13 protein-coding genes are annotated in these 12094 nt (G+C 60.8%); 4 read left to right on the forward strand and 9 right to left on the reverse strand.

Annotation, left to right across the window (positions count from 1 at the left end; genetic code table 11):
* Positions 1 to 84 precede the first annotated feature (84 nt).
* Complete coding sequence (locus GX414_03820; protein ID NLI46213.1) at positions 85 to 987, forward strand: YitT family protein; 903 nt, start codon at positions 85 to 87, stop codon at positions 985 to 987.
* Between the two features lie 64 nt (positions 988 to 1051).
* A complete protein-coding gene (locus GX414_03825) occupies positions 1052 to 1369 on the forward strand; it encodes a hypothetical protein (GenBank protein NLI46214.1) in 318 nt (105 codons plus the stop codon).
* Here the strand turns inward: GX414_03825 and GX414_03830 are convergent.
* On the reverse strand, positions 1361 to 2404 hold the full coding sequence (locus GX414_03830; protein NLI46215.1) for a HAMP domain-containing histidine kinase: 1044 nt from the start codon (positions 2402 to 2404) through the stop codon (positions 1361 to 1363). The genes GX414_03825 and GX414_03830 overlap by 9 nt on opposite strands.
* Positions 2405 to 2562: 158 nt before the next feature.
* Positions 2563 to 3162, reverse strand: a complete 600-nt coding sequence (locus GX414_03835; protein NLI46216.1) for a response regulator — start codon at positions 3160 to 3162, stop codon at positions 2563 to 2565.
* A gap of 286 nt (positions 3163 to 3448) precedes the next feature.
* Between GX414_03835 and GX414_03840 the strand changes: the two genes are divergently transcribed.
* Positions 3449 to 4081: a serine/threonine protein phosphatase gene (locus GX414_03840; GenBank protein NLI46217.1), complete on the forward strand. Its 633-nt coding sequence runs from the start codon at positions 3449 to 3451 to the stop codon at positions 4079 to 4081.
* A gap of 51 nt (positions 4082 to 4132) precedes the next feature.
* Here the strand turns inward: GX414_03840 and hisD are convergent, their stop codons facing one another.
* Genes hisD through hisG form a run of 7 tightly spaced genes read right to left on the reverse strand, consistent with a single transcriptional unit; the run spans position 4133 to position 10503 of the window.
* Complete coding sequence (gene hisD / locus GX414_03845; protein NLI46218.1) at positions 4133 to 5401, reverse strand: histidinol dehydrogenase; 1269 nt, start codon at positions 5399 to 5401, stop codon at positions 4133 to 4135.
* A 13-nt stretch (positions 5402 to 5414) separates the two neighbouring features.
* Positions 5415 to 6641 carry a phosphoribosyl-ATP diphosphatase gene (hisE, locus tag GX414_03850; protein ID NLI46219.1) on the reverse strand — a complete coding sequence of 409 codons (1227 nt, stop codon included), beginning with the start codon at positions 6639 to 6641 and terminating at the stop codon, positions 5415 to 5417.
* Entirely contained in the window at positions 6635 to 7390 is a 756-nt protein-coding gene (gene hisF / locus GX414_03855) for an imidazole glycerol phosphate synthase subunit HisF (GenBank protein ID NLI46220.1), read from the reverse strand. The genes hisE and hisF overlap by 7 nt, the downstream gene beginning before the upstream one ends.
* Positions 7384 to 7974: an imidazole glycerol phosphate synthase subunit HisH gene (gene hisH, locus GX414_03860; protein NLI46221.1), complete on the reverse strand. Its 591-nt coding sequence runs from the start codon at positions 7972 to 7974 to the stop codon at positions 7384 to 7386. The genes hisF and hisH overlap by 7 nt, the downstream gene beginning before the upstream one ends.
* A complete protein-coding gene (gene hisB / locus GX414_03865; GenBank protein ID NLI46222.1) occupies positions 7971 to 8552 on the reverse strand; it encodes an imidazoleglycerol-phosphate dehydratase in 582 nt (193 codons plus the stop codon). The genes hisH and hisB overlap by 4 nt, the downstream gene beginning before the upstream one ends.
* Positions 8549 to 9640 carry a histidinol-phosphate aminotransferase family protein gene (locus GX414_03870; GenBank protein ID NLI46223.1) on the reverse strand — a complete coding sequence of 364 codons (1092 nt, stop codon included), beginning with the start codon at positions 9638 to 9640 and terminating at the stop codon, positions 8549 to 8551. Before GX414_03870 ends, hisB begins: the two co-directional genes overlap by 4 nt.
* Complete coding sequence (gene hisG, locus GX414_03875) at positions 9640 to 10503, reverse strand: ATP phosphoribosyltransferase (protein ID NLI46224.1); 864 nt, start codon at positions 10501 to 10503, stop codon at positions 9640 to 9642. The genes GX414_03870 and hisG overlap by 1 nt, the downstream gene beginning before the upstream one ends.
* 625 nt (positions 10504 to 11128) lie before the next feature.
* Here hisG and GX414_03880 point away from each other — a divergent pair.
* Positions 11129 to 12094 carry a hypothetical protein gene (locus GX414_03880; protein ID NLI46225.1) on the forward strand — a complete coding sequence of 322 codons (966 nt, stop codon included), beginning with the start codon at positions 11129 to 11131 and terminating at the stop codon, positions 12092 to 12094.

Consider the following 12094-nt stretch of genomic DNA (forward strand, 5'->3'; position numbering starts at 1 on the left):
ATTCTAACACGGGGTTCGGGACAAACTTGCAATTGGGAGGGTCGATGATATAATCCGGCCCTCATTTCAGCGGGGGATGCATTCATGGTAGCGAAGACACTGATCAAAATGGGCCGGATGCAGCCGGTCGTGGATTATGCGGCGATCATCTTCGGCTGTTTTTTGGTGGCCTTGGGCCTGGACCTGTTTCTGATTCCGAACCGGATCACCGCTGGAGGCGTCAGCGGGATCTCCACGATTCTTTTTCATTTGTTGGGTGTTCCGGTGGGCTTGTCCATGCTGGGATTTAACAGCTTGTTGTTCCTGATCGCCTTGATGACCCTGGGACGGGAGTTCGGGCTGCGCTCGGCCGTCGCTACCGTGGCGCTGTCGTTCATGGTGGACGGGATCTATTTTGTAGCGCCCTTGCTGGGTACGGCACCTGATCTGGCCGAGCGGGGCATCACTCAAAACGTCCTGCTGGCCACAATCTTCGGCGACATCTTGACCGGTGCGGGGATGGCGCTGGTCTTCCTGAAAAATTCCTCCACCGGCGGAACCGATATCCTGGCTCGCATCCTCAACAAATACACCGAAATTACAATCGGGCGCAGCCTCATGATGATCGATGCCCTGGTCACGGTGGGGGCGGGATTCGTATTCGGAGCGGAGATGGCCATGTTCGCCATCATTGCCATATTTGTCAACTCGAAGACCATCGACTTCCTGATCCAAGGCATGAACCAGGGGAAGAAGTTCCTCATCATCAGCCGGAAGTACCGTGAGATAGCCGATGATATTATCCGGGTGATGGGACGGGGCGCCACCCTGCTCAACGGCGTCGGGGCGTTTTCCGGCGAAGACCGGCCCATCATTCTCGTCGTGATCCGGCCACGCGAGCTACCCCGCCTGAAGAGTATCGTCCGTGATCACGACCCCGATGCGTTCGTGATGGTGAGCGAGGTGTACGAAATTATGGGTGAAGGATTCCGGCGGGCCTCACTCTAAAGTGCTTGGCGGGTCATCCACCCTCCATTACAATAAGCACAAACGGTCCCAAGGAGGGCGCAACATGGACATCCTCACGCTCCAACAGCTTGTCGGCGGCTTTGTCTATATTGGGTTTACGGAAAGTCTGGTGATCGCCGGTTATGAACCACCCGGCCCGACTCGTCTGATCTTCGTCAAACTAACCGGCGTCGATGATCACGGTATCTTTTTCGAGCACGACAAGTTTCCGCTGACCAACAAGCGGACGGGCGAGGTGGAGTTGTCCAAGACCCAGGTGTTCGTCCCGTTCACCAAAATCTCTCATCTGAGCGCGTTCCCGGACATTCCGGATTTCAGCGCCTACGAACCCACCACTGAGCCGGTCACGTTCCTAACTTAATGGAATTTCGAGAAAAAATGCCATTCCGCGCGGCGCCTTCTGCTCGATGCGCAGATTCCCGTGGTGGCTTTTGACTAGGTTGTGCACCGTGGTGAGGCCAAGCGCATGGATGGCATCAAGTTCGCTGGGATGTCCGGGGGATAAAAAAATGTTGTTCAGCTGGTGGGGCAGGCTGATGAACTCCTCACTGGAAAACACAGCTTGCAGGTACGGCTGATCGCCGGGAGGGAGAACTTCGATCCGGATCGTACCGCCGGGTCGAATGGAGTCGGCAATATAGTGCAGCAAGTTGAAAACGATCTTAGCCAGGACGCCGGGACTCATGCTCGGGTTGGGCCAGCGGTCCGGCAGATCCCAGGCGATGTGAATATCCTTGATGCGGAAAAACTCCTGAAAATACCCGGCGGCCCGGTTGAAAATAGTGGCCGCGTCGGCGGCGCTGCTATCTTCGGATTCCTCGGCGGACAGGGCGCGGATACGGTTGACGAACTCCCGGATCCGATTACACGCCCTGACCATTGTCCGAAAGTCCTGCCGGCGCTCCTCATCCATATCGTTCAACTGTGAATATTCCTGCAGCATCCCGCTGACAACAGTCAGCGGATTGTTGATTTCGTGGGCGAATCCGCCCGCCAGATGCAGCAGATACTGGCGGTTGGCATCTTGATAACGTTGCTCGTCACGCTGTTTCCATTGCGTGATGTCCTGCTGCACCACCAGATATCCGGCGTTCTCCCCCGATTGATCCCGGCGGGCCGAGATTGTCACATGAAAGACGGCTTCCCGATCGTCGGCATGCTCGTGATACTGCTGGCAGGCGCCTGGGCCCCCGGACACCGGCGGGCAACTGAGGACGCAATGACCATCCCTGGAACGGAGCATCCGGTAACAGTAGATGCCTTCCGCGTGGGGAACGTGCTGGAGGGGACACTCGTCCTCGGAATTCTTCCAAATCACACGAAAGTTTTTATCCAGTATAAATATGGAAATACCTGCCGACCGGTGCAGAAGGCCGCAGAGCAAGTCAGTGCTCATGGGAAACGCTGCTTGTGACATACGAGGACCGGAGGCCATTGTATGCGGATTGTAAAAAGTTTACAACGAATTTTTAATCGAGGGATTGTTGGGCAGGGAACCCGTCCGTCACACGGAACGGCCGGAAGCTGAATCTGCGGGCATCGCCTGAGAGGGGATCAGATATCGCTGAAAAAGTACCCGATCTTGATCCCCAAGGCCGAAGCGATTTTATACAGAGTGGATACGGATGCCGAGGTCTTGGCCAGCTCAATCTGGGAGATCAGGCTGACGGACAATCCGGTACGATTCGCCAACTTCTTAAGCGTCAGGTTCTTCTTTTTGCGCAGTGTCCTGATTTTATTGCCGATTTCCTGGTTCAGTCGCGCTTCCGGGGTGATAATCAAACCGCGTTCTTCAATGGCCTTGCGAATCACCGCGCGAAAATCATCGATGTTGAACGGCTTTTTGATATAGTCAAACACCTGCTGTTTCATGGTGTCGACAGCGGAATCCACCGTGGGGTAACCGGTATAAATGATGATGCAAATGTCTGAGTCAATGGCGCGAATGCGGCGTAGCAGTTCTTCGCCGGACATGCCGGGCATCTTCAGATCGAGAATGATGATCTGATACGGTTTGTTTTTCAGTTCGTCCAAAACCTGAGTGGGATTGGCGACTGCGGTGACGTCATAGCCGTCTTTGGAAAGAAATTTTTGGAGATACTCACAAACATCCGGGTCGTCATCCACAATCAAAATACGCACTTTCTTCAACATAAGACATCCTCGAAAGTTGAATAGCGTTTGCGGGATTATGATCTTGCAGTATTTTAATTTCTTTTAAGGTATATGGCAAATGCTTTTTTATATATGCTTCAATTCCGGTGTCCAAAACACATAACTGAATCAGAACAAGTTCAACAGTCGGAAGTCGCAGTTGGTTCACTCAGATGGAGCGGTCCGGACAACTCTGCTATGATAAGTGACCTCGACCCCAGGCTGGGAGGCGTCTGCACAGGTGGAGACTCTTAGAATATTTGCAGCCAGCGATATCCACGAGCGATTGGATCACCTAGGCCCGCTGAGCAAAACCATCGAGGCCGCACATTGGGTGCTCTTGCTGGGAGACCTGACGCAGTTCGGTCATGCCGCCCAGGCGGCGCGCGTGTTGGATGCGTTTCGGCGGATCAATCCGCAAGTTCTCGCCGTCCCTGGAAACGTGGACCATCCGGACGTGCTGGATCTGCTGGTGAGCGAGGGAGTCTCTCTGCACGGGAGCCACCGGATACTTGAGGATCAGGTGGGCGTCGCAGGCGTGGGCGCGTCGACGCCCACACCCTTCGGGACTCCAATGGAGCTTAGTGAAGAGGAAATTTACCGCCGATTGGAAGTTCCGCTCCGGGCCATCGGCTCATGCGATGTCCGGCTGGTGATCAGCCACACACCGCCGCGGGACACTCGCGTCGACCGCATCCGGTCGGGACTGCATGCCGGCAGCCGCTCGGTCCGCCGACTGATCGAGGAGCACAGCCCAGACCTGTTGCTGAGCGGTCATATCCATGAGGCAGTGGGCGAAGACACGGTGGGACGCACCCGGATCCTGAATCCAGGTCCATTCGGACGGGGTGGTTTCGTGTGGGTGGAGGTATCGGCGGACGGCGTGTCCGCCGCGTGCCGTTGCGTCTCCGCCCGTTGACAAGTCACAGGACCGCCGGCGTGAATTTGACTCGCGGGCGGCCTGCGAGGATCAGTGAATCAGGCCGTGGCCGTTGGCTCGCCGTTCCGTGCGCAGCCGGGCGGAAGACGCATGAGCCGGTAGTCTTTCGGCTTGGGCGAGACCTTCCGCCAGATGCACCAGCGCCGGCAGGCCGTCGGTGCGGACGCGCTGGCGAGTCAGTATCCGCAGGAAGGTTCCGACCCAAACCCCGCCGGTGAATCGCGCGGCGCCGCTGGTGGGCAGGATGTGATTGGTGCCCGAACCGTAATCGCCGAACACTTCGGCTGAAAGGGAGCCGATGAACAGACTGCCGTAATTGGTCAACTGGTCAGCTAGTGCCTCAGCTTCGGGTCCAGCGAGTTCCAAATGCTCCGGTGCCATCCGGTCAGCCAACTCCACCGCTTCCGTCCAGTCGGAAACCCGCACCAGCATGCCGTTGGACACACTGACCCGTGAGGGCGATGCGGCAGGCAGCGTCTCAAGCTGGACGACCAGCTCCTGCTGCACGCGCTCCAATAGGTTTCCATCCGGACTGGCCAGGACGGGCAGTGCGTCCGGATCATGCTCCGCCTGGGCCAGAAGGTCGGCCGCTAGGAGCACGGGGTCTGCAGTGCGATCGGCCAGGATGAGCAGCTCCGACGGTCCGGCTGGGAATTCAATGCCCACCTGGCCGTAGAGCGCCTGTTTGGCGGCCGTAACGAACCGGTTTCCGGGTCCGACAATCAGATCCACCCGAGGCAGGCCGGCCAAACCCCAGGCGGCGGCGGCCACACCCTGCACGCCGCCGATGTTGAACACCCGATCGGCGCCGGCGATCGCCGCGGCCGCCAGCGTCACAGGATGAATGCGCGGACTGAGCACGACAATCTCCTTCACTCCGGCTTCACGCGCCGGGATCACGCCCATGAGCACGGATGAGGGCAATGGATATCTCCCCCCCGGCGCGTAACACGCCACGCGCGTCACGGGCATCACTCGGTGGCCAAGGACCACACCGTCCAGTTCAAGCGAAAGGTCCGTGAACAGCTCTCGCTGGCATGCGGCGACGGTCCGAATCCTTCGGGCTGCGTCTTCCAACAGGGCGCGGGTTTCCCGGTCCAAGCCGTCGAGCGCGGCCTGCAACGATTTTCGTGACACTTCAAAGTCGTCACCGGGGTGGCCGTCGAGGCGGCGGGCCCAGCGGCGCACCGCATCATCGCCGACACTCCGAATATCATCCAGGATCTGCGCCACCTCCGGCGGCGGGACCGGCAGGCGGGGCTGCCGGGCCCACTCCAAAGCTTCGTATATGTCTACCATTCTTATCATGCGATTACCTCCTGCGTCGTTCCAGTTCGCTCATTACCTGGTCGAAGCTGATGCCCGAGGCCATCATCTGAACCATTAAAAAATAGAGCACATCAGCGCACTCCCAAATCAAGTCGTCCATCCGGCCGGTGGCCTCGATCACCTCATCCATTTCTTCGCGCAATTTGGCCGTCAGCAGATCCCGATCTCGCAGCAAACGGCAAGTGTAGCTGTTGTCGGACGGGCATCGGGCGCGCTGGCGCAACACCGCTTCCAGGTCTGCCGGCGCGAACCCCAGCAGACCAAAGCAACTGGCGGATCCGGTATGGCAGGCCGGACCCTCTTGCTCCACCGTGAACAGCACGGTGTCTCGATCACAATCAGGCACCACCCGGACCAGCCGCTGGATGTGACCGCTGGTTTCACCCTTTGTCCACAATTTTTGGCGACGCCGCGAAAAATACACGCCGCGCCCGGTACGAAATGCCTCACGCAGGCTCTCCGGAGTCTGCCAGGCGACCATGCGCACCCGGCCGGCGTCGTCTTGGACCACGCACGGCAGACGTCCGCCTTCTTTGCTGAAATCCAGACAGGCAAGGAACGCCTCGGTGGGGTCCAGCCGGCCGGTGTAAAGGGCCATGCCCACCTGGGCGTCGACACCCATCCGATCAAGTACCGCCACCTCGGCGGCTGCCGTCACGCCGCCGGCGTAAGTCACGGGTTGACCGACAGTTTCACGCAACTCCCGGATCTCATCCATGGCGAAGCCTTCCATCCGACCTTCATGGTGAATTCCCGTCACCAGGAAACCGCCGCAGAAAGGGGCCAACCGGCGGATGCGTGCGGCGGGTGACTCGCCGGTATCCTGACGCCAACCGTGACTCATCACGTGGCCGCGGTCATGGTCTACGGCCACCAGGACGCGGTCGCGAGGCAACCGGGTCAGGAGCGCTTCATCCGCAGCCGTACCGATGATCAGCCGGGCCGCTCCGGCACGGAGCAACTCGGCGGCGCGCCGCTCGTCCCGAATGCCGCCGCCGACACGGCAGCGGGCGATGCAGCACAGCCGCCGTACCAGCGCGCTGTTGTCGCCGCGGCCCAGCGACGCATCCAGGTCGATCACGGCGATCTCGCCGTACATGCCGAATCGGCGGGCCAGCTCCTCGACATCGTCCCGTTCCAACACCTTCTCTCTTCCCCCGACGAGTTGAACAGCCCGGCCGCCCATTAAGTCGATGCTCGGAATCAGCATGGGCGTACCTCCACGCCGCAGCGGCTCAATTCGGCCTTCAGGGAACGGACTGTGTACCGGCCGTAATGGAATACTGACGCGGCCAGGAGCGCATCCGCGCCGGCGGACAACGCATCGACCATGTGTGTGGCGGTACCCATGCCGCCCGAGGCGATGACGGGCACCCGACAAACGGAGCCAGCCAGCCGAAGCCCCGCCAGGTCATACCCTTCCTGCCGACCGTCTGTGTTGATGACGGTAAGCAGTATTTCGCCGACGCCCAATGCCTGGCCCCGGCGCAGCCAGTCGGACAGTTCAAGCCCGGTGACTGTCCGGCCGGCATCCACCACCACCCAGTATCCGGTCTCCGTCCGCAGGGCGTCCACGGCCAGAACCACACATTGACGACCGAAACGGTCCGCCAATTCCGACAGGAGCTGCGGCCGTCGCACAGCCGCCGTGTTAACCGCCACTTTGTCGCAGCCGGAGCGCAGCAGTCGCCAGGCATCATCCACACAGCAAATACCCCCGCCCACCGTGAGGGGCACGAACACCGTCCGGGCTGTCCGCTCCACCAAATCCCGCATGGTTTTCCTGCCCTCGAGGCCGGCGGTGATATCAAGAAACACCAACTCGTCGGCACCGTCGGCGTAATATCGCTGGGCCAGCTCCACGGGATCGCCGCCGTCTCGGAGACCCTGAAACTGGATGCCTTTCACCACCCGGCCGTCCATGACATCCAGGCAGGGGATGATCCGTCTCATCACCATGACAACACCTCCTTCAGGAAAGCCAGTCCTCGCGGTCCGCTTTTTTCCGGATGAAACTGGCAGCCGGTCAGCGGGCCGGATTGTCCGGCGGCCAAAAACTCGACGCCGTAGCGCGCCAGACCCCGCCAATTCCAGTGTGCGGGACCGGCGGCGGTGGGAATGAAATAGGAATGCACAAAATAGGCCACCGGTATTTCCGGCCCGGCTGTCATGTGCACAGGGCTCCACCCCATGTGGGGGACTTTCAGAAAGCGGGAGTCGAAGGACAGACACCGCCCCGGCCATACGCCCAGACCGGCGGCACCCGGGGCTTCGTCGGATGCCTCGAACAGGAGTTGCAGGCCCAAACATATCCCCAGCAACGGGCGGTTGGAGCTGACCCAGGCTCGCAAGGCGGTGGCCAGACCGCTTGACCGCAACATGGCTGCTGCGGCGCCGAAGTGTCCCACTCCCGGCAGCACCAGCCGGGAACATCGCCGAAGCTCGTCGGGTCGCGATACCCGCCGCGACGGCCGGCCCAGTGCAGCCAGCGCGTTCTCCAGACTCCGCAGGTTTCCGGCGCCGAAATCCACGATGCCGATCATCGGAGGCCTCCCTTGGTGCTTCGGGCCAAACCGACCCAGGGTTGCCGTGCTTCCTCAAGAGCCAAGCCGGTGGCTTTGAAGAGCGCCTCGACCATGTGGTGGACGTTTTGACCACTGACCTGCAGGTGCAACGTGAAGCGGGCGGTGTGGGCCAACGATCGGAAGAAATGCAGGATGTTCTCCACCGCCAGCCCCCCGACCGCTTCACGCCGGAAGCGCCCGCGAAACCAGAATCCGGGGCGGCCACCGATGTCCAGGGCAGCCAGCGCCAGGGCGTCATCCATGGGCAGCCAGTACTGCCCGAAACGTTGGCACCCGGTTCGGTCGCCGAACCAAGTGTTCAAGGCGTCACCAATGGCCAGGGCGGTGTCTTCCACCACATGATGGTCGTCGGCCGGCACCAGATCGCGCGCGTCCAGCTCGAGGCCAAGTCCGGCGTAGAACACCAGTTGATCCAGAAAATGGGAGAACACCGGGATCGGGGTGACGATCCGGCGGACCGTAGGCTCCCCGGTCAGGAATCCGGAGATCGATGTTTCCCGGGTCTGGCGATTGATGAGAATGCGGTCTGATTTCATGACAACCTCCAGGCAGCGGGAATGGGTTCCGGACGACGTTGAGTCAGCCACGGGGTGAACGCGGACAGAAAGACCGCGGTGTCTTCTGGTCCGGTAACACTGACCCGGATGAATCCCGACAGGTCGTCGCCCAGCAATCGGACGAGGATGCCCTGCTCGGCCAGAGCGGACGCTGCTGAACCGGCGGCGTCGCCCAGATAGAACACGCAGAAGTGGGTGACTGACGACCAGACCGGAACGCCCAGCCGTGCCAGCTCCCGCTGCAGTGTGGCCCGGGCAGTGGTGGCCGCGGCGAGCCGTTCCCGAAAATCTGTGTCGCCCGCCAGGAAAGCGGAACCGACCCAGGCCGCTGTGGCGGTCAGGTTGTAGGGTGAGCGGAGGGTATCCAGTGACGAGATCACCGCAGGGTGGCCGACGACGAAACCGCAGCGCAACCCTGGCAGGCCGCGTGCCTTGCTCAGCGTGCGCAAGATGATCAGATTGGAGAAGCGTTCAATCCAGGGAATGAAATTCTGGCCGCAGAATTCGGCATAGGTCTCATCTAGGAGGATCGGGCGCTCCGGTGCCAGTTGGAGCAAACGGGCCAGATCGCCGGGGCGGATGGGGCGGGCGGTGGGATTGTTCGGTGACGCCAGCACGACCAGCGCCGCCCCTCCGGCCGCCTCCAGTACCGCATTCAGGTCCAATTCGAAATCGGGGGCGAGCGTCACGGCGGTGACCGCGGCGCCGGCTAGTTGTGCGTAAAATGTGTACATGCTGAACGTGGGGCGCACTGTGACCATCCGGTCGCCGGGGCCGGCGAACGCCCCGATCACCAGCCGGAGACCTTCATCGGCGCCGCAGACCGGCATGATACCGCCCGCGGGAGCGCCGTAATGAACAGCGGCCAGCCGCCGCAGTTCGGTGTACTCGGGGTAGTAAGACAGCCGGGATGCCGCCTCAACCAACAACTCGCGCAACAGGCCGGGCGCGGGCGGGGGCCCTTCGTTGGCGTCGAGGCGGCGATACCGGTCGCGTCCGGTGGGAGTCGCATAGGGTGTGATGCCGCGCAGGGCCGGCCGGACAAGGGGGAGCACCTGGCCGACCATCACAGCACCACCTTGGAGAATGGGTACTCGAGAATATCGGTGGCCCCGGCTGCCTTCAGCTCCGGAATCAGCCGGACGACCTGAACCTTGGGCACCGCCGCCTTGACGGCAAAGCCGGTCCCATCTGACAGGCTGGACATGGTGGGCTTGCGCATGCAGGGGAGCACAGCCAAAACCGCGGGTAAACGGTCTCCGGCCACGTTCATTTCCAGCATGACCCGGCTTCGAGCGTCTAGGACGGCTTGTACCAGCATGGCCAGCTCCGCGATGGTTCGCCCCTTGGGGCCGTCCATGGCGATCGGGTTGGCGATGAGCCGGGTGGACGAACGCAGCAGGGTGTCGACAACGGTTAAGCCGTTCTCGCGCAGCGTCCGGCCGGAGGCGGTGTTATCCACGATCAGGTCGGCGTCTTCGGGCGGAAACACTTCGGTGGCGCCATAGCTGCGGACAAAGAGATAATCCGCGCCGCGGCCATCCAGGTAGCGTCGGGTGATGGATTCATACTCCGAGGCCACCAGCAGCCGGCGGCGGAAAAACGCCGGATCCTTGGCCATCTCCTGTGGCGCCGCAGCCACCAGGCAAACCGGATCGAGCGCGGTGTCCAGCAATTCCTGGACAGCCGCATCCAGCTCCACAACCCAGTCATAGCCGGCAAAAGCAACGTCGTGGGAACCGAGTTCCACCATGCGCACGATATTTTGGGGTTTCAGAATCTTCAGTTCAAACCGGTTATCGATACAGACCGGGCGGTAGTTGCGGCCGTTGCCCTGCACGGCCAGGCCGGCATCCCCCAGTAGGTGTTCCACCGCTGCGTACATATGCCCCTTGGGCAGCGCCAGTTGAATTCGGTCATCGTTGATCATGATAGCTCCTGAAATAAAAACCCGGGCACGGGAGCCCGGGTGAGGGAAACGTTGGACGATGTGCTGCATGCACCTTCACCCGGAAGGGAGGTGGAAATGGTGATGGTGATGGGCATGAAACGGTGCAATGAACAGTCCAAGACCAGACGCCAGGCGGCGGAATGCTGATCGTTGAGTGCTGATCGATTTTGTCTTGCTTAGTTTCATGTATTCATCCACCGACAAAGTGAACATTTTCTGCAAAGCGGCACAACAAACTAAAAACCCCCGGCCTTGGCCGGGGGTTGGTGTGATCTGTGCTGTGAAAGTAGATGATTAAACAGCGTGCGCACCAGTGCCCGGCCCGATAATCGGGTGATGGTGGTGATGAAGCCGGGAAAGCGTTGCTGTAACCATTTGTTGCCTCGCCGCACAAGATATACAGCCGCTGAGGCTGTGTCAAGCACATTTTGTCGGATCAGGTGCTGGCGGTACACGGCGCGGGCCGCGGACCGGATCGGAGGCGCAGCAACCGCAGAGCGCAAATCCGATGTTCCGAACTGAATTTGAGAATCGGCACGGGACACCGCGCATCTCAGAAAGCGTTTTCATGCTTACCGAGAACAACGACAGCCCGGAGTCGAGGATGGCAAAAGGTGATTTGTGTGTCGGAAGCCGCCCGCAGATTCGCCGGTGTGCGCTGGCGATCACACTGGTGCTGACCATGATCGCCGGGGTGGCCGGACAGGGACAGCCAAGAGGCGGGCCGTCGGTCCGGACGGCGGACCAGTGGTCGATGTTCGCCGAAGGAGCATTTCTGCATCAGTTCAACAGTGGGATCGATTCCGGCGGCTCGTTCGGCACCGGCCGGATGCTGTTTGAAGGAGGATTGACCTATGCGCCGGATTTCAGGCGGAGTGTCTCCATTGCGGTCGGATACGATCGGACCACCTACAATTTTGAGGGACAGCCCGGCATTGCGGCGGAGGCACTTTGGGGGACGATCCACACCATTAGCATCGGGGCCTTCATCCGCTACGGCATCAACCGGGAGTGGACGCTCTTCATGATTCCCACACTCCGCACGACGGCCGAGAGCGGCGCCGATTTCGGCGACGCAATCACCGGCGGGAGCCTGGCCGGTTTTTCCTATCGCTTCGGTGACCGTCTGACCCTGGGACCCGGCATCGGCGTCATCACCCAGCTGGAAGACGATCCGAGTGTCTTCCCGGTGCTGTTCGTCAACTGGCGGATCACCGAGCACCTGAGCATGGAAACCGGGGGCGGCCTCGGCGCCACCCGGGGACCCGGCCTGGTTTTGAACTGGGACTCCACGGGCAAATGGCGGTTGTTTGTGGGCGGCCGTTATGAAAAATCTGACTTCAGACTCCGCAGTGACGGCGTCGAGCTGGCCGGAATCGGAAGCAACCGGGAGTTCCCGCTGTACAGCGGAGTTGTTTGGCGGATTCGTCCTGACCTTCAGGTCAATCTGATCGGGGGCGTGGAACTGGGCGGACGAATGGCTCGTGCGTATTCCAGCGGGGACGTCGGTGAGGAGAGCAACTATCAAGCGGCTGGATTTGTGGGTGTCGGTTTCCGTTTCCGTTATTAA

The organism is Acidobacteriota bacterium, from assembly GCA_012517875.1.
Lineage (GTDB): Bacteria > Acidobacteriota > JAAYUB01 > JAAYUB01 > JAAYUB01 > JAAYUB01.